We start from the raw sequence: 20,598 nt of genomic DNA on the forward strand, positions 1-20,598 counted from the left end.
AGTCGCTCGGATTAGAAGTTTAAGAGCAAACCAAAGCGGGTTGTATTGGCGAGAGGATGATTTTCGTCCCCAAGAGTATTGATGTAGCTAAAATCTACTCCTACAAACTTGTATCGAATACCGGCTCCCAGAGTCATATATTGCCGATCACCATTGTTGGGATCCTCATAATAATATCCGCCCCGTACGGCAAAAAGATCGTTGTACCAATATTCTGTACCTACAGCATACATCAATTGTTCGGGGAGTGAGAGAGTAACTTCTCCAGTTCCTGTATTACGGGTAAAACTACCCCAGGATGAGAAAATAGAGCTGATAACTCCTTTGGGATCCCCATCAGAATCAAGTCGTGCCATTACCTTAGAGATATCATTGGCGATCGTTAATTTATGGATGCCGTCGTCATCAAGATTTGTATTAAATGCCCATCCAATACGGAAAATTGTTGGCAGGGGATCTTTTTGGGCGTTATCAGTATAGTTAACTCCCGGACCGATATTTGAGATATTTAATCCGGCATTTATATTGGCATCGTTTCCGATAAACTTGAAACTGTTTGATTTGTACAGGGCAGAGAGATCAACTCCTACACTTGAACCGGGGTTTATACGCTGTTGGCTGATTCGGCCATCTGCAAGGCTGCTGTAAATAAATCGGAATCCGGTACCGAGAGACCAGTTTTCATTAAGCTTCAGTCCATAGGATAGTCCAGCTGCAAGTTCATAGCTGTTAAAACGGCCCTGTTCTAACCCGGTTTCATCGGTACGCAGTTGTTCACCTAAGTTCAAAAAAGTAACATGTCCTCCGAATGTACCGATGCCTTCCATGTGATATTTGCCAACCAGATAATCGTAAAATAAATCAGCATTAAACTGGGGCAGCCATTCACTATGCGTAAAGTTAATTTGATTCCCTTTTTGGAAGGCGAGTCCGGCGGGATTCCAGAAAACTGCTGAGGCATTATCGGCAATGGCAACACCGGTATTACCCATTCCTGCTGCGCGTGAATCGGGTTCGATCTGTAAAAATGGTACCGATGTAATGCCAACCTGGCCATATGACAAACTGGCCACAAACAGCAGAAGGGCAAAAGTGGAAAATGCTTTCTTAATCATAACGAAATCGGTTGATAGAAGTACATTCAGGATTTAACAGAAAATAGCAAAGAATCTTACGCTAGACCATGCTATAAAGAACAAGTGTTATTTTCTATAAGTAAAGTTATCAGAATAAATGAAAAATAAAAAAGCAGGATGAATGGGGTCATCCTGCTTTCGTTTTATATGAGGATTCCTAATTAAGCATTTCAAGAACCATAGCTGAGGCTCCACCGCCTCCATTGCAAATGCCGGCACAACCATAACGTCCTTTTGTACGCTTGAGAGCGTGTAGAAGCGTTACGATAATACGTGCTCCCGAGCAGCCAATGGGATGACCAATACTGACCGCTCCACCGTGAATATTGACTTTTTCGGGATCGAGTTCTAAAATTTGCTCATTAGCCAGCGAAACCACTGAAAAGGCTTCATTAATTTCAAAAAGATCAATTTCGTCTTTTTCGAGCTTTGCTCTTTTCATTGCTTTCGGCATAGCATCGGCCGGTGCTGTTGTAAACCATTCCGGTTTTTTGGCTGCACTGGCCTGACTTACAATCCGAGCCAATGGAGTAAACCCAAGTTCTTCAGCTTTTTCTTCACTCATTAAAAGAACGGCTGCAGCTCCATCATTGATACTGCTAGCATTTGCGGGCGTAACCGTTCCATCTTTTTCAAATACTGGATTCAGCTTCGGTACCTTGTCATAGTTAATTCGCTTGAGCTCTTCATCCATGGTAACTTTGGATACATTGCCCTTGCGATCTTTAACTTTCATCTCGATGATTTCATCATCAAAATAACCCTCTTCATGAGCTTTAATCGCTCGCTTGTAAGAAGTAATGGCAAACTCATCTTGTTCTTCGCGACTGATGTTGCACTCCCGGGCACAGATTTCTGCAGCATTACCCATGTGGAAATCATTATAGACATCCCAGAGGCCGTCTCTTATGATCCCGTCTTGGGCTTCAGCATGTCCCAGCTTAGATCCAAATCGATGCTTATTAAGATAATAGGGGACATTGCTCATGCTTTCCATACCACCGGAAACAATAATATCTGCTTCTTCGAGCTGAATTTGATTAGCAGCGATCATGATAGCTTTCATTCCTGAGGCACAGACCTTGTTAACAGCTGTTGCGGGTGTTAGTTCGGAAAGACCGGCTTTTAAGGCGGCCTGTCGAGCAGGAGCTTGACCAATCCCTGCGGTGAGCACATTACCGAATACGACCTCTTGAATCTGCTCGGGTTTAACACCGGATGATTTCATCAACTCTGTGATTGTTGCCGCACCCAATTCCGGTGCTGAAAAAGAGGACAGGTTTCCACCGAAAGAGCCAACCGGTGTACGTTTCGCATCTACAATAACTACATTCCGCATAGTTTTAATAAGTTTTTGAGTTATACATTTTATTATTAGCTCTGAAAGCTATTCAAACGCTTGATCCAGATCATCAATAAGATCTTCAGCATCTTCAATACCAACTGAGAGCCGGATTAACGAATCTTTGAGTCCCGCTTTCTCGCGAATTTCCTTTGGCATAGATCCGTGGGTCATAGAGGCCGGATGGCTAATTAATGATTCAACACCGCCTAGACTTTCAGCCAAAGTAAATAGTGAGGTTCTGCTCATAAATTCTTGAGCTTTTTCCATGGAATCATCTTTCAAAGAAAATGAAACCATACCACCAAAGTCACTCATCTGTTTTTTTGCAATTTCGTGCTGCTGATGGCTTTTCAAACCTGGATATATGACTCTATCAACATCAGAATGATTATCCAAGAAGGAAGCAACTTTTTTAGCATTATCTACTGATTGCTTCACGCGTACCGAGAGCGTTTTAATGCCTCGCAGCGTAAGATAGCAATCCATTGGTCCGGGAACGGCTCCTGTAGTTTTAACCTGGAAACGCAGTTGTTCCATAATGGCTTCGTTTGAAGTGGCGACCGCCCCTCCGATTACATCAGAATGGCCTCCCAAGTATTTAGTGGTAGAGTGCAGTACCATATCAGCGCCCAATTCAAGAGGCTGTTGCAAATAGGGGGAGGCAAAGGTGTTGTCAACCAGGGACAAGATATCCTGTTTTCTTGCAAAATCGGTTAGTTCTTCGATATCTACTATCCGCAAAAGGGGATTAGTCGGCGTCTCAATCCAGAGAAGCTTGGCATTATCGGTGGCTGCTTCCTTTACATTTTCGATATCAGTCATATCAACAAATGTGAAGTCGATACCGTAGGGAGCAAAAACTTTTGTAAACAGTCGATAGGTGCCACCGTATAGGTCGTTGGAGGCAATAATCTGATCTCCGGGTCGAAATATCTTTAAAACTGCATCCATTGCAGCACAACCACTGGCAAAGCAGGCGCATTCATCAGCATTTTCCAGGCCGGCAATGAGTTTTTCGAGGGCTGTGCGAGTTGGATTGCCTACTCGAGCATAATCATATCCCTTATGCACGTTAGGTGCTTCTTGTGCATATGTTGAGGTTTGGAAGATCGGGGGCATTACTGCACCAGAAGTTTCTTCCGGTTTTTGTCCTGCGTGAATTGTTTTGGTATTAAATTTCATTAAAGAAATGTCTTATAGATTAGCCTTTGCATTCTCTGCTTCTTGTTCCATTTCTAAAATAGAATAAGCTTGAAAAAGTTTCTTCCATATTTCCTGATTCTGCTGACCTTGTTCTACGAGGTTTTCAAAAAGAGGAATAGAAGCCGATAAATATTGCTTGATCTTCTCTTGCAGTTGCTCGCGGTAATCTTCTGATACTAATGGTACAAGTTTTTGATACTGTGATGCACTATTATAATAAAAAGTAGCTGTGCGTTCTTTTATTTCCAAGTTAGTCGGATTCGCATCAGAAACCTTACTGAATTGTTCTTCTGCCTCAGAGAATAAAGTATTTACACTATCAAATGCTGTATCGTCAATTGACTGACCACGCTTTAGAGCAGAAGCAACGGCATCGATTTTTGATTTTCCCAAGAAATATAATTCGGTAGCCAATGATTGACCATAAACGATATTCTGAGGTTCATCTTTGATCAATTGCTCGAGCAGTTCTATGGCTTTCTGATGCTCTCCTGCATTAATATAAGCATTTGAAAGACCGTGAAGTACATTCAAGTTACTATTTGAAAATGATTCGGCTTTTTCATAAATCCCAATTGCTTTTTGAGGGTTGTTATTTTCGAGATATAAAAAAGCCAATTTTTCTAAAAGAAGGGCGGGAGGGTTTTCTATGTTGTTTCGAGCAGTTTCCAGGGTTTTAATTGCTTCTTTCTGCTGCTGATTTTTATATAAAGTGCGTGCCTTCATGGTATACGAGACAGCACTGTCAGGAATAATAACAGTTGCATTATTGAAATGAGCAATAGCACCTTCGTAATTAGGGTTGTCAACACTTTCTCCCTGCAATAATTTAACGCCCTGGTTATGCTCTAAACTCCAGGTTACGTTTAGCAAGTCGCTTACTTTATCTTTTGACTCTGAATCTGCGGTATTATCATATAAATCTGCGGCTCGATTTAAAATCTGACGAGCATTTTTATATGGGGATACACGTTCGGAGGGGTCTTCTTTCTTTTGGGCAAGCCTTGTTAGGAGTTTACCCTTTTTAAAGTATAAATCTGCTTGCTCCGGATTTGAGGAAATATCCTCATCCAGAGACTTTATTTGCTGCTGAATCTGCTGTTCAGAAAGGTTTTCAGGTGTGTCAGATTCTTGGGTTGAGGATTGTAATGTAGAGCAACTAATAAAGAACCCGAATGCAAGCACAAGGCTTGCAATTCGGGTATGATAATGAATCATAAAGGAATAAATGGGTTATTAAATCGGGTAGTGTTTATTGTTCCATTCCAGCTTTTTCCATTGCTTCCTGGGCTTTTTCATCCATACCTAAGAAGGTGTAAATCTGGAATAGGCTTCTCCAGTAATTTTCGTTATCTGGTTCAAGCTCGACAGCTTTTTCGTAATACTTCATGGCTTGGCGGATGTTCTCTTTTCCAACTTTATCAAGCCGTGCAGCTTCCTTATTGTCCGTCGTACGGTTTCTGCGGTCAAAATAAGTTTTAGCTTTATTTTGATAAATGACGCCAAGTGTTTCGTAGGCAGCAGGATCATCAGGACGATATTCAAGAGCGACTTTAATCTCTTCTTCCGCTCTATTGGTTAACTTTTCCATTTCGTCCATCAACTTTTCATTTTCATTACTAAGAGACTCAATCTTGCTCTTTAATTCTTCTTTTTTAGATTGATCTGCTTGCTTGTATTGTTTTTGCAGATCCATGATTTTTTGGGAATTGGTACTCAGGGTATCTCGTATACGCATTGCTTGTTGATAGATTTTGGTACCCATTACCAAACGATATTGGGGATTTTCGGGATCTTGTTCAACAAGTTGCTCAAGAGTAGAAATTGCCTTTTGATCTTCTCCAATTCGGCCATAAGCATCAGCAAGAGCAGAGGCAATACGTTCACTGCCGGGATATCGCTTTTGACCATCTTCAAATACTTCTACGACTTTGTCATGCTTATCCAAGTTATAGTAGTAGTTGCCCAAGTGTAGATAGTCAACAGTATCGATCTTGGATTCGGATATCATGCCCATGTACTTCTCTTTGGCAGAGACAGCTTCCTCAAAATTGTTATTACGAGCAGCAATTTGAGCAAGAACGTTCCAAGAACTGGCGCTGTCGGGTTGCACCTTGGTAGCATTACGCAGGTGATACATGGATTGCTTCATTGGATTTTCGACTGTGCTCTTAACACTGTCATTAGTAGCAAGATCAACGCCTCGTTGAAATTCTGTTTGCCAGATAGCAACTTTCACACCAGAAATGTTATTTATTTCGCTGGGCACATTTTCAGAGGTGTCAGCAACGCTCTTTGCTGTCTCAAAAGCTTCATTCATCTGGTCATAATAGTCAGCACGCTTGGTGGGGTCATCTTGAGATCTGGCAAGTTCTCCCAAGGCAACGGCTTTATAATAATATCCCAGTGGGTCGCCCGGATATTGTTCGATGGATTTCTCAGCTGAGGTAATTGCAGCTTCAAAATCCTGATTTTTAAGATTATTTTGTGCTTCGTCGGCTAACGGATTTGAAGTTCCGCATCCTATCAAAATCGCCGCAAGCAATGTTACAAGTAGATGTGGTAATTTTTTTATAAACATGGTTTCTGATTGCTATAAATTCAATGTTATTAGGATATCCATTCGTGATTGCAGAAAGTAATCATATATAGCCCTTTCTGCAATATTAATGCTTAATTTTATTATATTAGGCACTTGTAAAGTAATAGCCTATTAACCCAGTTATCTATTTATATGTTCGGCACAAGCCATTTCGAAAGTCACCACTATAACGGTTTTGAATATCTTAAAATTTCAAAAGGAACAGAGGATTCTGCAAGTCTTGTTTTTTTACATGGCATGTTTGGAGGATTGAGTAATTACGACGCTTTGGTTGAATATATAGATGACTATAATATTTATGTTCCTTCGATTCCGCTGTATGAATTTAAGGCCAGAAAGCTAACGTTTACGAATATGGCCAAATGGCTGCATTCTTTTATGGAGGCGTTGGAAATTGAAAGTCCAATCTTGTTAGGCAATTCTATGGGAGGGCATTTGGCTCTTGAATATACGGTACAACATCCTGAGAATGTCGCAGCATTAATTTTGACCGGGAGCTCCGGACTTCAGGAAAGAGATTTTGGTTCCACCTTTCCCCGTCGCAATGACCGCGATTACGTACGCAAGCAGGCAGCCATTACATTTTATGATGATGACTTTGTGACTGAAGAACTTATGGATGAAATAATGGAAGTCATTAATGATCGATCAAACTTATTGAATGTGTTGGCCATTGCCCGGGAAACACATGAGTACAGCATGGAAGATTACTTGCCGGATATCGATCAGGAGGTGTTATTGATTTGGGGTAAGCAAGATGAAATTACGCCTCCAGAGGTTGCGGAAGAGTTTCATAAAGCGTTGCCAAATTCTCGACTCAAATGGATAGATCAATGCGGACATGCCCCCATGATGGAACATCCTGAAAAATTCGCACTTTATTTGAATGAGTTTTTAATCGAGTTAAAAAATCAAAATGCAACTTCAATAAAATAATATTTACAGATTATGAAGAAGATTATTCATACCTCAAAAGCACCGGACGCCATAGGTCCATATAGCCAGGCTGTTGTTCATGACAACTTAGTTTATTGTTCCGGACAAATAGGATTAGATCCCGATAGTATGGAGTTTGTGGGAGACGAGGTTAATTCTCAGGCTGAACAGGTCATGAAAAATTTAAAAGCCGTTTTGGAGGAAGCCGGTTCAGGTTTTAATAAAGTAATTAAGTGCAGTATCTATCTGGATGACATGGATAACTTTGGAACCGTTAATGAAATTTACGGCAAGTACTTTGAGAATGATCCGCCGGCCCGAGAAACGGTTGCAGTTAAAACACTACCTAAAAACTGTAAGGTTGAGATTGGCTGCATTGCACATGTTTAATCATTAGCTCGTGATTATTTTTATTCGAGAGGGGGAGGAGCTGGATGCCAGTTTCTCCCTTTTTTTCTAACTTTCTATTTCAAAAGTCTGTACTGTATTATTTCCCATCTGATCGTAAGCTATAACCTTGATTTTCGTAGAGGGAGACGGTACAAAGTTAGGATGGTAATAAACAAAGCGATCATTCTCCGGTTCAAATTCTGCAATTCCCTGATTACCATTAACGAATATTTTTGACCGACTATAGTCAATACCGGAAAGATTGTCCTTAGCATCAATATAAATAATCCATTTGCCATCCGGGCGCTCCCTTACACGTGGATTGCTTAATTCAGGAGCTTTTTGATCTTTCATTAAAGAAAAGTGACCCAAAGTTTTGACTTTTCCAATGATATGGGATGCCGAGAAGGTCGTAGGAATTAATTCCCATTCTTTATCTTCCTGATCAAAACTATAAAATGAGAGCTTAGAGGTATCTGTCAAAGTACTATCACGAGCAATATAAAATGCATATTCTTTTTTAACCGGATAGGCGTTTGGAATTACATCTACCGTCAAGGAATCTTTGGTAAAACTATTAACAGCCATACCAACCGATAGGGTGTCATAAAAAGTTTGCTGAGGGAACACCGCAAAGTGATGCTGATCAGCAGAGGAAATAAATGAGGTGGAATCAGGCGTGATTCGGTAGAGTTGCAGTGGACCTAATTCCGGAGTATTAAAAAAGTGAGATTGTTGCCCCCTTAGGTTTATCGCAATACCGTTGGCATGTTCAGTGAATTGTTCTGTATCAGTAAATCCGATAATACTGTGTTCATATTGGTTATATGGGATGGTCACCCAATCTGAAAACCAGTACCATTGTTCCGGTGAAACAGAACTTGAGTTTGAACTATGATTCGTGGATGTCCGATTCTGTTTTTGTTTCTGATCCCCAGGGACGTTAAGGGTGAGTGTTGCCGTGGAAGTATTACCGTAGTAATCTTTTGCCGTGATGCTAACATCATGTGTTCCAACAGGTAAATTCAGGACGCCTTTCTTGCTATCACTTTCATAAAACGGAAGGGAGTTTCCGTCTGCAATATACAGTCGTTGGAAACCTTTGTCGGTATTTTCTAAAAGGTGATATATCCGATCAATGAACATCTGGTGAGTTTCATTATATGAGAAGCTGTCAACTTTAGAATTAAAAAACGGCTCTCCATTCACTTTCAGACTAAGCTCATAAACAGCATAACGGTTGTGAACATTATTGGATTGATCAAAAGCATTGAGACCTAAGCCAATGGGCCCATTTACAGATATCGTACCAAAACTGTAATATTCATCGTCGAGTTTTGCTCTTTTGGTATATATGGCATTGTCCCCTTCAATACTGGATTTGGCACTTAGAGGCTCCACAGAGAGTCCCCTGATTTGCGGTGGAATATTATCTTTCACGGATAAATTTGTCAGCAGCGGATTAAATGGTTTATGGGTGGGCGTTCGAAGTTCAAAATGCAGGTGGGGCGGACCAATACCCGATGCCCCACTGTATCCAATGAGATCACCTTGTGTAACCTTGATATTTCGCCAACCCCAGAACTTCTCCATTTCAAATTTATAATCCTCGGCAAAACGTACAGAATCAGCCAGCTGTTGCAATTTATTGTTAAAAGAAAGCAGATGGGCATATACCGAATAGGAGCCATCATCGTGTTTTAAGTAGATCACTTTGCCATAACCTCTTGGTCCGATGGTAACGCGATCAACAACCCCATCGCGGGTGGCATAAACTTCATATCCTTTTCGCCCCCAGGTTTTGATATCCAATGCCGCGTGAAAATGTGCCGCTCTTGTTTCCCCAAAGGTGGAAGAAAGATACCGGCTGGCTTCAGTTGGCCAGGTATAATGGGCTTGGGATGGATCAAAAGAATGCGATTCTTGGGCTGATAATGGGAGGATACTAATCCCAATAAAAAAAGCAATAGAAAGGAGAAGGCGAATATTCATCGTTTAATCTACGGTTACAGAAATTGTTGCCAGTCCATTGTTTAATGAAGCTTTAATGTTGTCCCCCTTCTTTATAGAAGATACTCCTTTTGGAGTGCCGGTTAAGATGATGTCGCCTGGCTGGAGCGTAAAAATAGTCGATAGGTGGTGAATCAGATCGGCTACAGTGTGGATCATTAGCTTTGTACTGTCCGATTGGCGAACTTCCCCATTAACGGATATTTGTAAACTTAGATTTTGGGGATCTTCGATTTGATCCCTTTTAATAAATGTACTCAGGGGAGCAAAAGTATCAAATCCTTTGGCAACGGTCCACGGGTGACCCTGTTCTTTGGCCTTTTGCTGAATATCACGAGCAGTAACATCGATCCCAATACCGTATCCGCTAGCGTATTCTAATGATTTCTCCTTTGGGATATTTTTCCCAGCCTTATCAATAGCAACGGCTAATTCCACCTCATGATGAACATTCTGACTTTGTGGAGGGATCTGGATGTTATCCCCATCAAAGATGATACTGCTGGTCGGTTTTAAAAAAACAAGCGGCTGGCTCGGGACTTCATTGTTGAGTTCTTTGGCGTGTTCAACATAATTACGACCAATGCAAAATAAGTTACGAAATTGAAGATGGGGCAGACCCGGTATATTTTCCTTTTCCATAGAAAGTAATATAAAAAAAGCCTTGGTTTCTTGAGAAACCAAGGCTTTAAAAAGTTCGTAAAAAGTAAAGTGCTGTTATGAAACAGGTTCAACACTTACATACTTGCGTCCACCAGAGCGAACGCGGAAGGTAACCTGTCCGTCAGCTTTGGCAAAGAGCGTGTCATCGCCGCCACGGCCTACATTATCGCCAGGGTGGAATTTGGTGCCACGCTGACGTACGATAATATGACCGGCTTTAACAACTTCTCCACCGTACTTTTTGACTCCAAGTCGTTTAGAAATCGAATCACGACCGTTCTTTGTAGATCCTTGTCCTTTCTTATGCGCCATAACAATCTAAAGTTTCTGAATTATCCTTCTTGCTTACTGTTCCATGCATCTAAAACGGTAACCCGTTCTTCGTCATCGCTAACAAATCCTTTGAGATCTTCAAGATCAGTATTTCGGATATGACTGATAGCCTCTTTTGCTGTCATATCAGTAGATACTTGGCCTGTGTCTTCAGAATCAGAAGTATCTTTTGCCTTCTCAGCTTTTTTCTTACTTCCACTGCCGGAAGTAGATATACTGTTGATCTCGATTTGGGACATCGGCTGGCGGTGTCCGCGCTTAACTTGATATCCCTTGCGACGTTTCTTTTTGAAAACGATTACTTTATCTGACTTTACGTTATCAAGCAAAGTCGCTTCAACGGCAGCACCTTCAACAACAGGTTGTCCAACTGTTACATTACCGTCGTCATTTGTTAATAAAACTTCATCAAAGGTAAGTTTCTGGTCAGTTTCATCACTTTGCTTGTCAACAAATAGGACATCGCCTTCTGAAACGCGATATTGATGTCCACCTATCTTAACTACTGCGTACATCTAATTGTCTGATTTTGTGTTGTAAATTCTTTTATCTACAGAATGCCAAATATAAGCTTTTCGAAGCTCAAAGCAAAGCTAAAAATCTTATGAATTATAGTCGTTAATATTGTATTATTGTCAATGAATTACAGCCAATAAAATGAAATTGTTATGGAAAAGAACTTACCCGATTTGCACGAGCAAGCTTTTATGTTCAAAAATGAGAAACGCTTTCAGCGAGATGGGGGACGAGCGTGGATTAAGGATTCACAACTTCATGAAGCTCGCAAAGATGGTAATGGCAAATTAAAGACCATCAGCAAAGAAAAGGATGCTGACCGCGTTGAAGAAGCCAAAGATCATAACCCTTCTCTATAATTATTTGCAACGTAATCATCTGAAATGAAATATGTCCGACTTCGATCTTGGATAGTCTTGTTTACTTTGGTTGTCGGTGTCATTATTCTGTTGAACTATTCCAGTAGTGGTTCGGGGCCATTCAAAAGCGCAAATCCCATCACAGATTCGCTTCTTACTGCAACCTACCCGGATTTATACGAAGCTGTAACGCAGCGGGACATAGAATCCCTGGAACCTTTTTTATCTCATCAACATCCTGAAGTACGAAAGCAAGCATGGCGGGCGTTTGCCAATACCCCCGTAGATTCGATTGGCCGATTTATCCCTATTGCTAAAGAGCAAAATTCTGATGCTTCTTGGTTTGGCATAAGCAAGCACGCCATTACTGAAAATAAGCTAAGAGCACTTGAACAAAGCTGGATAAAGCATGTCGAGTTACGTTCCGGTATTTCAAGGGTGCTTGGCCAGCAGGGGGATGAACAATCGCTTTCCTTTTTAGTCGATCAGCTGAATAAAGATTTCGCGAATAGCGAATATCATACAGCACTGGCAGTGGGAAGATTGGTTCAACAATTTGATATAGCTCAAGATCGGCAAATTCGGATTATTCAAAAGGCATTTGATACCGAAAATTATGACGCGACCCAGGCGTATTTGTATGGTTGGTACCGCGGTGATGAATCTCGATTAACTGCTACTGCCCAAGATACGCTATTTAATCGATGGCAATTAATGGGCACAGGAATAAGTCGGGATGTTGATCAATATGTCAATAAGATTCTCCCCGAGCGTACAACTCATACCATGACCATTTTCTATAATGGGGAGCAGGTGCTGGATCATGAAGTTCAGCTGGCATATGAGTTGGCTACATCTCTTGGCAAAATGCCCCTGAATGATCAGAATTCATTAGCAGCTAAGATTTTATTGACGAATGAAAATCCGCATGTGCAGAGTCGAACCCTAAAAAGTTTGCATGGAAAGATCGAAAAGAATGATGGTCTGTATCAATATACTCATGATGAGATGCTAACCGATGAACGGTTAGCTGATGCTGTTTGGCTACAGGCCGTAGCTGCAATGCAACAGCTAAATGAGCAGATCGTTGATAAACACCAAGACCGGCTTGCAGCGATTCCTGATGAAAATCCCTATTTATGGTCCGAGGTATTAGGGATTTATCAGCAGCATGAGTCCGCAGAAAATTACCTGCAGCGTATTGGAGATTTAGTAAGCGAAGGTGAGCCGTTGTCTGTGATGTATGCACTACAAAGTTTAGCAGGTATGGTGCAAAACAACCCAGATATCGATAAAAAGTACAGGCAGCAAATTCGAAATATTGTTTTCGATGCGTTGGATCTTGGGGATCGCGGTGTGGCATATATGTCAGGATCATTATTGGAGAATGAATCATTATTTAGCTCTCAAGATTTTGATCGCATAAACGAAAGTTTATCGGCCTTTACGCTGCCCGGTGATATTGAAGTTTACCAAGTATTTAGCTCTATATATAAAGAGCAGTTTGAAGAACAGGCCAAGGCAGTTATTGACTCACTTGCTTCTAAAAACTATGCGCCCCTGAATCGATCGCTGGCAAATGCCGGATGGGATGTTGATGTGCCCGAAGAGTCGGAGACGGAATTTCGTTTACCGGACTGGGATCGACTTTGGGAGCTCGGGCCAAAACCTACTTTACTAATGCAAACTGAGAAAGGAAGAATTCATATTGAGATGAATCCGCTCAGCGCCCCCGCTACGGTGGCAATGATCGACAGTTTAAACCAGGCAGAACAATATGATGGTGTTCCCTTTCATCGCGTGGTTCCCAACTTTGTAATACAGGGCGGAGATATTGAGCGAGAGGATGGGTTCGGCGGTCCGGATTTTGTGATTCCCACCGAAGCATCAGAGGACGGATTTGTGCGAGGCGCGGTCGGTATTGCAAGCGCAGGTCCCGATACCGAGGGTAGTCAATATTTTGTGATGCATCAGTGGATGCCCCATCTTAATGGTAATTATACCCGTTTTGGCAAGGTCACTGACGGTATGGATGTCGTTGATAGTATTGTGAAGGGAGATAAAGTACTATCGACTACCTGGTATTAACGGTTGCTTGTCTAGAGGTTCGGGATTGTTAAAGATAACCTTGGTATGAAATTCCCCGTTTTCACCCATGGGATCGATTTCATTAAGGCGCCGAAGTTGCATTACCAGCTTTTGATCGTAAGATTCTCCCACTTTAAGTAGCGATTCAAAATCTTTTTTAACTGCACTTATTTTAATTTCAATCGGTTTTAAGAGTAATACGGAAAGCAGTTCATTAAGATCTTTTCTCCATATTGGAAATACGCACGAATATCCCATTTCTCCGAAGACTTTTTCCCGCCATTTTCGAATATCTTCTAAATACCAATCGCCGAATATGAGGTTATCAATAGGTTCAGATAACTCATGAAGAGCACTTTCAATTCGCTCCAAATAAATGTCATTAGGACAGTTGGAGGGGAGGGCAACAGTGATCAGCTCCAAGACGAGATGATCGGCTTGTTCTTTTATGTCGGCTAGCGGAATATTTTGATGGGGTACAATATCTTCGGACTCATCGTAAGTTGTAAGCAGTTTTAGATCTGCTTCGGGATGCGATTCCCTGAAAAAATGAAGAGCCAAATAGGCATCTTTACCCCCGCTCCAAAAAAGAATATTCATATTGTAAAATTAATTTAGCAGTCTGCAATTAAAATAATGTAAGATCGATTCTGAATTCTGATTACTGAATTCCTATATTAGGGCGCAAGTTGAGATACTAAGATAAAAATATTCATTAACGTTTTAATTTAAGATAGGTTTTTGATGAGCAGCGAGATTCAAAAGGTACATTTGCGAACCAAAGGGATACTTCCCGTTCAAAAATTACGTGTATTAGCAAATGCAGGCATAATTTCTCATGCTGATGGGTATCCGTTGCAGGATGACCAGTTTCAGCCCAATTCAATTGACTTGCGTTTAGGGGAAAAGGCCTACCGGGTTAGATGTAGTTTTTTACCCGAAGACGAATCGGTAGATCAGAAGTTGGAAAAGCTTAGCCAGTATGATTTTTCAATAACCGATGGGGCTATTCTAGAACCCAATTGTGTCTATATCATTCCGCTGCTAGAAGAGTTGCATTTGCCGTCACACATCTCTCCGCAGAAAACATTATTCAATGGTAACGAAAACGGAGTAGACTACCAGATTGTATCCGGAGAGCATCTCGCTGCCAAAGCTAATCCCAAGAGTACAACAGGGCGACTTGATGTATTTACACGGGTGATAACAGACTATTCGCATCGATTCGAGGAAATACGATCAGGTTATAAAGGCAAAATGTATTTGGAGGTTGTTCCCAAGTCTTTTCCAATAAAGATAAAAACAGGACAACGTCTTAATCAGTTGCGAATCCGTCATGGTTATACCGTGCTTTCCGACCAAGATATCTTACGCACACACAGTTCCGATCCGATGCTTTTTACCGAGGACGGTGATCCTGTGGATGTAGATGAGTTGAAGGTTAACAACGGACTTTTCTTGAGCGTAAATTTACATGCCTCAGAAGGTAAAATTGTTGGGTACAAGGCCAAAAAGCACCGTGATTATATCGATCTAGAAAATATTGATTATTACGAAGTTTCAGAGTTTTGGGAACCTATTTATCATCAACCGGATGATCACCTGATATTAGAACCGGAGGCTTTTTATATCTTTGCTTCTAAAGAGCGTTGTCGTATTCCGGAATATTTAGCGGCTGAAATGATTGCGTACGATACGGGATCGGGTGAGCTGCGTACGCATTATGCAGGCTTTTTTGACAGCGGTTTTGGCGGACGTGTTGAAGACAAGGGCGCACGCGCTGTACTAGAGGTACGTTCGCACGATGTGCCTTTTTTGATTGAAGACGGACAAACGTTTTGCAGCATGAAATTTGAGCCTAACACAGAAGTTCCTCAATTTGTGTATGGCGATGACATTGAGAGTAATTATCAGGGACAAGAACTTCGATTAGGAAAACATTTTAAACAGTAGCAGTTAAGAGCTGAATAAGTATGGCTCCAAATAATGTAACAGAATGTATTTGTCATAATCGGGAGTTTATCGAGATAAAGCAGTATGCTAATCAAAATAATGTAACTTCGCTCGATGAACTTCAGAATCAGAATTATTGCAGCAACAGCTGTGGGCTATGTGCTCCGTATGTTGAAATTGTTTTGGAAACCGGGCAGACGGAATTTAAGCCCGGCGAACCTTTTCGTAAAAAGCGATAAGTGATGAATATTTTCTATGCCCCGCCCTCGCAGATAAACAATGGTTTTGCTGAGCTTTTGGATCAGGAGGCGATTCATGCATCTAAGGTGATGAGGGCCCGTGAAGGAGACCAACTGACGATCGTTGACGGGGAAGGTGGTTGCTATGAGGGAGTTATTCGCCGGATTACAAAAAAGTCGGTGCAAGTAGAAATTGAGGATGAGCAGCATAGTCCCCGCCCGAAACCACATCTTATTTTGGGACTGGGAATCATCAAGAAAAGAGATCGGCTGGAATTTGCTGTGGAGAAAGCTATTGAATTGGGAGCTGCTCAAATAGGCCTGTTTAGGAGTGAGCATACCATAAAAGAAAATGTCCGTATGGATCGGCTGGAGTCACTGGCGATTTCGGCCATGAAGCAAAGTTTACAAGCTCATCTATGCACGGTAAATATCTATCATTCGTTTGAGCTGATGTTGGACTCGGTTTTTGTAGACAATTTATTGGTTGCCCATGAAAAGGTAGATGAGGACAAAGGAGATATTGATTACAAAAGTGTTCGTGATTCCGATAGTACACTGTTATTAGTTGGACCTGAGGGAGGCTTTTCGCAAACTGAAATACGTGATCTAAAAGAAAAGGGGGGAGAATTAGTATCGCTTGGTCCCCATAGATTGCGCGCAGAAACAGCAGCAATAGCTTTTATGAGTCAATTTTTGTAAATAAAAAAAAGCCCGACTCACAGAGCCGGACTTTTAAATAACGGATCTACGAAACGTTTAGTAACGACCAGTCGATGTCGTTGTATGCGTGGCTGCATACTCTTCAAGCTTAGCTACCTCACTCCACATTTTCATTGCCTCATCAATAGTTTCGTCAAGCTTATTTCTAACGGGATAGTATTTTTTAAGTCCCCAAACCTGTCGCGCCAATTCTGCTTTGATCAGTCCGCGAGGCATCCATTCAATTTCCTCTAAATGTCCTTCCGGAACGAACAGCGTATCTGATCTAAAGTCCGGTTTGGAAAGGGTATCTGTTACAACCATGTTCTTTTCTTTAAGACGGCTAAAAACCTCATCCATCTGTTCTTCCGACCATTCGAACTCTTTATTGAACTGGTCGAAATTATTCTCCCATTTTTTTCGGAAAGCATCTCCATTTTCATCCAGGTAGTCACGAACAAAATTGAAGCCAACTCGATTACGTAGCATATAATTAGCTACAATTTTGGATTGAGCGGTATCGGGTTGAACGATATGATCGGGGACAATTCCACCGCCGCCGTAAACAGTTCTTCCTGCATCTGTTGAAAATTTTAGTGAATCGGGTACATGAGAAACGAATTCCATGGCATCACCCTTGGCATCAACCCCGCGCTTATAAATTTCATAAGCATATTCTTCACCGCCTTTTTTGTTGTAGGGTTTCTGAATTAATCGGCCGGAGGGCGTGTAGTACTTGGAGATGGTAACCCGAATTTTACTGGAATCAACAAGTTCGTACTGTTGCTGTACCAATCCCTTGCCAAAAGTACGTCGTCCGACAATCCATCCGCGGTCGTGATCCTGAACAGCACCACTTACAATTTCGCTTGCAGAGGCAGATCCCTCATCAACAAGAATCATCAGGGGCTTATCTTTGAAAATACCATCTCGGCGCGAGTAGTAGGCTGAGGTAAATCGCGTATGCCGACTCTTTGTAGAAACAATTTTTGTACCTCTGGGGAAGAATTCCTCAGTAATGGCCACAGCTTGACTAAGATAACCACCGGGGTTGCCTCTCAGATCCAACAGCAGGCGTTCCATGCCTTTAGATTGGAGGTCTTTCATAGCCTCCATAAACTCTTCGTGAGTAGTTTGGATAAATTTATCCATTTTGATGTAGCCGGTTTCTTCGTCCATCATGTAAGCAGCACCGATGGAATATAGCGGGATGTCATCGCGGACAATAGTAAACTGAATGGGATCTTTTACGTTCGGTCGTTTGATCGTAACATCTACCTCAGAACCTTTGGGGCCCCGCAAGGTATTTCGAACATCTTCATTGGTGAACCCAATAGCACTTTCACCGTCAATTTTAATAATACGATCTCCGGATCTGATTCCAAGTGCATCACTGGGGCCGCCGGCAATAGCTGTAATTACGGTAATGGTATCTTGTATAACATTGAATTGAACACCAATACCCTGAAATTTACCCGAAAACTCGTCGTCGATATCATCACTTAGGGATGGTTCAATATACACGGAGTGCGGATCCAGCCCTCTAAACATAGCTTCTAAAGCATCCTCAGTTCGCTCGGTCATATCTTCATCAGGATAATTATTAGTGATATAAAGATATGCCTGCTCAAACTTGTCGACCGATTTACCAAGGTTTTTGATTTTCAAATCTTCAAAAGTAGTATCGGCCGGGGTGTCTTCAAGATTCGCCGTACTGTCTGACAGATTTTTTACTAATCCCCTAATACTATTTTTGTACAGCTCAGTAACATCAACTTTATCAACATAGTTATCGATTATTCGCCGTTGAGCCTGCACATATTTTTTTATGTTTTTTTGTAACGTATCATTCCCCGGAACGACGGTTTCAACGCCGGCGAACCAGAAGGTGGATAGTACAAAAAGGGTTACAATGTTGGGGATGATAAACTTTTTCATGCTCATAGTGCAAAAGGTATTGGTGATTGTATTGCAGTAATTACTTTTTAAAACGTACTGCTAAAGTAACAACGTCTTAAGTAGGCAAATGAGTATTAGCCGCTTAATTTATAAGTAGTTGATTAATTTGATTTTTGTCAACGTACAATTACAGAATATATTGACTTAAATCTTTGTCCTTAACAAGATCATCCAATTGTTTGTTCACATAATCTTTGTCGATGGTGATGTCGCCTGAACTAATGTCATCGGGGACAGCAAATAACAGCTCATCCAGCAGTGATGATAAAATGGTATGAAGCCTTCGGGCACCGATATTTTCTACGCGATCATTAACCTGGGCTGCAATTGAAGCCACTTCCTTAAGGGCATCTTCGGTAAATTCGATATCCACACCCTCAGACTTTAGCATAGCCTGATATTGCTTGGTCAGTGCATTTTTGGGCTGCGTTAGTATATCATAGAAGTCCTCTTCGGTAAGAGAGTTAAGTTCTACGCGGATGGGGAAACGACCCTGCAATTCCGGAATAAGGTCAGAAGGCTTTGATACGTGAAAAGCTCCCGAACCAATAAACAGCATATGATCTGTTTTCACCATGCCGTGTTTGGTCGATACATTACTGCCTTCAACAATAGGAAGCATATCTCGCTGAACGCCCTGTCGGCTTACATCGGGTCCACCGCCACCACCGCCTTTGCTATTGTTGGATGATTCAGCCACCTTGTCAATTTCATCAATAAATATAATTCCTTGTTTCTGTACGCGTTCAAGTCCTTCTTGTACCGCTGATTCGTGATCTATCAGCTTCTCCGCTTCTTCTTCTAAAAGAATTTCCCGGGCTTCTTCAATGGTTACTTTACGCTTGGTTTTCTTTTGCCCCCCCATGTTACCAAGCATATCCTGCAGGTTAATGCCCATTTCTTCCATGCCGCCCTGGGGACCGAAGACCTGCATCATCGGTGAACGACTCGATTTTTGAACTTCAATCTCAATTTCGCGCTCATCTAATTCTCCGTTTCGAAGTTTCTCGCGAAACTTTTTGCGTGTACGTTCATTTAGCTCCTGATCAGAAGCGCTTTGGGGATTAAAATCCTGATCGCTGGAATTGGCGTCGAATCCGGGAGAGCTATTATTTCCCTGGTTTTTCTTAACGGGAGGGATGAGGATGTCCAATATCCGTTCTTCCACAATTTCTCGAGCTTCTTCTTCCACTCGATCGCGCATTTCGGTTTTTACCATGTCAATAGCGATGTCCGTAAGATCACGAATCATCGACTCTACATCGCGTCCCACATAGCCGACCTCGGTAAATTTACTTGCTTCGACTTTAATGAAGGGCGCTTCTGCAAGCTTAGCCAGACGACGGGCAATTTCTGTTTTACCGACGCCGGTAGGGCCAATCAGTAGAATATTATTAGGAAGAATTTCGTCTCTGATTTCTTCATCAGCATTCATGCGCCGCCAGCGGTTTCGCAAGGCAATGGAAACCGATCGCTTTGCATCATCTTGTCCAACAATATATTTGTTCAACTCCGCTACAACTTGTTGCGGCGTAAGATTTTTCTGTGTAACTGTCTTTTGTAAAGTACTCATCAATCTTCAATTTCTAATATGCTCAGGTTATGATTCGTATAGATACAGATGTCTGCTGCAATATCAAGTGCTTTTTGCACTATCTGTTGGGCTGATAAATCGGGAGCATTTGCTTTCAATGCCCGAGCAGCAGCAAGCGCATAGCTACCGCCACTGCCGATCGCTAAAATTTGGTCATCAGGTTCAATAACATCACCCTGACCCGAAATCAGCAGAGCCTGATCTTTACTCATTACGACCAAAAGAGCTTCAAGTTTTCGTAAAAATTTATCCTGCCGCCACTCTTTGGCCATCTCAACGGCGGCTCGTTTTAAATTTCCGTTATACTGTTTCAGTTTTTCTTCGTATTTCTCAAAAAGTGTAAAGGCATCAGCTGTTGAGCCGGCGAATCCGGCAGCAATTTTTCCATCATACAGATGTCGTACCTTGTTAACGGTCGCTTTCATCACTGTATTTTCCATTGTTGCCTGGCCGTCGCCGCCAAGGGCAGCCTCTCCGTTGTGGATAATGCCTAATACAGTTGTTGCTTTTATCTCAGGTAAACTCATTAAATTCTGTTCTGTTTCAATTCTTTTGGGATTGGGATGTATC

The 20,598-nt window shown here is 41.7% G+C and carries 20 protein-coding genes; 7 read left to right on the top strand and 13 right to left on the bottom strand.

The genetic code is table 11. The annotated features are described in order from the left end of the window. Nucleotides 1-11: 11 nt before the first annotated feature. The 5 genes from porV to ACT3IB_RS00305 all read right to left on the bottom strand — a co-directional run bounded on the left by porV (nucleotide 12) and on the right by ACT3IB_RS00305 (nucleotide 6,265). Nucleotides 12-1,115, bottom strand: coding sequence for a type IX secretion system outer membrane channel protein PorV (gene porV, locus ACT3IB_RS00285; RefSeq protein ID WP_491537014.1), 1,104 nt, complete (start codon nucleotides 1,113-1,115; stop codon nucleotides 12-14). 178 nt (nucleotides 1,116-1,293) lie between these two features. Next, entirely contained in the window at nucleotides 1,294-2,475 is a 1,182-nt protein-coding gene (locus tag ACT3IB_RS00290; protein WP_491537015.1) for an acetyl-CoA C-acyltransferase, read from the bottom strand. A 48-nt stretch (nucleotides 2,476-2,523) separates the two neighbouring features. Next, nucleotides 2,524-3,663 carry a cystathionine gamma-synthase gene (locus tag ACT3IB_RS00295; protein WP_491537016.1) on the bottom strand — a complete coding sequence of 380 codons (1,140 nt, stop codon included), beginning with the start codon at nucleotides 3,661-3,663 and terminating at the stop codon, nucleotides 2,524-2,526. A 12-nt stretch (nucleotides 3,664-3,675) separates the two neighbouring features. Then, nucleotides 3,676-4,902 carry a tetratricopeptide repeat protein gene (locus ACT3IB_RS00300; RefSeq protein WP_491537017.1) on the bottom strand — a complete coding sequence of 409 codons (1,227 nt, stop codon included), beginning with the start codon at nucleotides 4,900-4,902 and terminating at the stop codon, nucleotides 3,676-3,678. 34 nt (nucleotides 4,903-4,936) lie between these two features. Continuing rightward, nucleotides 4,937-6,265, bottom strand: a complete 1,329-nt coding sequence (locus ACT3IB_RS00305; RefSeq protein WP_491537018.1) for a tetratricopeptide repeat protein — start codon at nucleotides 6,263-6,265, stop codon at nucleotides 4,937-4,939. A 153-nt stretch (nucleotides 6,266-6,418) separates the two neighbouring features. Here ACT3IB_RS00305 and ACT3IB_RS00310 point away from each other — a divergent pair, with 153 nt between their 5' ends. Continuing rightward, on the top strand, nucleotides 6,419-7,222 hold the full coding sequence (locus ACT3IB_RS00310) for an alpha/beta fold hydrolase (protein WP_491537019.1): 804 nt from the start codon (nucleotides 6,419-6,421) through the stop codon (nucleotides 7,220-7,222). 12 nt (nucleotides 7,223-7,234) lie between these two features. Next, entirely contained in the window at nucleotides 7,235-7,612 is a 378-nt protein-coding gene (locus tag ACT3IB_RS00315) for a RidA family protein (RefSeq protein WP_491537020.1), read from the top strand. Between the two features lie 66 nt (nucleotides 7,613-7,678). Here the strand turns inward: ACT3IB_RS00315 and ACT3IB_RS00320 are convergent, their stop codons facing one another. The 4 genes from ACT3IB_RS00320 to rplU form a co-directional block, all read right to left on the bottom strand. Next, on the bottom strand, nucleotides 7,679-9,604 hold the full coding sequence (locus ACT3IB_RS00320; RefSeq protein ID WP_491537021.1) for a M23 family metallopeptidase: 1,926 nt from the start codon (nucleotides 9,602-9,604) through the stop codon (nucleotides 7,679-7,681). A gap of 3 nt (nucleotides 9,605-9,607) precedes the next feature. After that, nucleotides 9,608-10,264, bottom strand: coding sequence for a fumarylacetoacetate hydrolase family protein (locus tag ACT3IB_RS00325; RefSeq protein ID WP_491537022.1), 657 nt, complete (start codon nucleotides 10,262-10,264; stop codon nucleotides 9,608-9,610). A 75-nt stretch (nucleotides 10,265-10,339) separates the two neighbouring features. Continuing rightward, entirely contained in the window at nucleotides 10,340-10,597 is a 258-nt protein-coding gene (gene rpmA / locus ACT3IB_RS00330) for a 50S ribosomal protein L27 (RefSeq protein ID WP_095605091.1), read from the bottom strand. Nucleotides 10,598-10,617: 20 nt separating this feature from the next. Further along, nucleotides 10,618-11,133: a 50S ribosomal protein L21 gene (gene rplU, locus ACT3IB_RS00335; protein ID WP_491537023.1), complete on the bottom strand. Its 516-nt coding sequence runs from the start codon at nucleotides 11,131-11,133 to the stop codon at nucleotides 10,618-10,620. 153 nt (nucleotides 11,134-11,286) lie between these two features. On the opposite strand from rplU, the gene ACT3IB_RS00340 reads away from it, so the two are divergent. Both ACT3IB_RS00340 and ACT3IB_RS00345 read left to right on the top strand, forming a co-directional pair. After that, a complete protein-coding gene (locus ACT3IB_RS00340) occupies nucleotides 11,287-11,493 on the top strand; it encodes a hypothetical protein (RefSeq protein ID WP_491537024.1) in 207 nt (68 codons plus the stop codon). Between the two features lie 24 nt (nucleotides 11,494-11,517). Then, complete coding sequence (locus tag ACT3IB_RS00345; protein ID WP_491537025.1) at nucleotides 11,518-13,581, top strand: peptidylprolyl isomerase; 2,064 nt, start codon at nucleotides 11,518-11,520, stop codon at nucleotides 13,579-13,581. Here the strand turns inward: ACT3IB_RS00345 and ACT3IB_RS00350 are convergent. After that, nucleotides 13,561-14,181, bottom strand: coding sequence for a Dph6-related ATP pyrophosphatase (locus tag ACT3IB_RS00350; RefSeq protein WP_491537026.1), 621 nt, complete (start codon nucleotides 14,179-14,181; stop codon nucleotides 13,561-13,563). The two genes, ACT3IB_RS00345 and ACT3IB_RS00350, sit on opposite strands and share 21 nt — an antisense overlap. A 144-nt stretch (nucleotides 14,182-14,325) precedes the next feature. Here ACT3IB_RS00350 and ACT3IB_RS00355 point away from each other — a divergent pair, with 144 nt between their 5' ends. The 3 genes from ACT3IB_RS00355 to ACT3IB_RS00365 are packed head-to-tail and all read left to right on the top strand — an operon-like array spanning nucleotide 14,326 to nucleotide 16,475. After that, nucleotides 14,326-15,534, top strand: coding sequence for a 2'-deoxycytidine 5'-triphosphate deaminase (locus ACT3IB_RS00355; protein WP_491537027.1), 1,209 nt, complete (start codon nucleotides 14,326-14,328; stop codon nucleotides 15,532-15,534). A gap of 20 nt (nucleotides 15,535-15,554) precedes the next feature. Further along, entirely contained in the window at nucleotides 15,555-15,773 is a 219-nt protein-coding gene (locus ACT3IB_RS00360) for a hypothetical protein (RefSeq protein ID WP_491537028.1), read from the top strand. Nucleotides 15,774-15,776: 3 nt separating this feature from the next. Further along, on the top strand, nucleotides 15,777-16,475 hold the full coding sequence (locus ACT3IB_RS00365) for an RsmE family RNA methyltransferase (protein ID WP_491537029.1): 699 nt from the start codon (nucleotides 15,777-15,779) through the stop codon (nucleotides 16,473-16,475). A 57-nt stretch (nucleotides 16,476-16,532) separates the two neighbouring features. Here ACT3IB_RS00365 and ACT3IB_RS00370 read toward each other — a convergent pair whose 3' ends face one another. The 3 genes from ACT3IB_RS00370 to hslV all read right to left on the bottom strand — a co-directional run bounded on the left by ACT3IB_RS00370 (nucleotide 16,533) and on the right by hslV (nucleotide 20,555). Then, on the bottom strand, nucleotides 16,533-18,419 hold the full coding sequence (locus ACT3IB_RS00370) for a S41 family peptidase (protein ID WP_491537030.1): 1,887 nt from the start codon (nucleotides 18,417-18,419) through the stop codon (nucleotides 16,533-16,535). A 142-nt stretch (nucleotides 18,420-18,561) separates the two neighbouring features. Continuing rightward, nucleotides 18,562-20,007 (bottom strand): ATP-dependent protease ATPase subunit HslU, encoded by a 1,446-nt coding sequence (hslU, locus tag ACT3IB_RS00375; protein WP_491537031.1) that lies wholly within the window; start codon nucleotides 20,005-20,007, stop codon nucleotides 18,562-18,564. After that, on the bottom strand, nucleotides 20,007-20,555 hold the full coding sequence (gene hslV, locus ACT3IB_RS00380) for an ATP-dependent protease subunit HslV (RefSeq protein ID WP_491537032.1): 549 nt from the start codon (nucleotides 20,553-20,555) through the stop codon (nucleotides 20,007-20,009). Before hslV ends, hslU begins: the two co-directional genes overlap by 1 nt. Between the last annotated feature and the right edge of the window lie 43 nt (nucleotides 20,556-20,598).

The organism is Fodinibius sp. GM21, assembly GCF_058386955.1.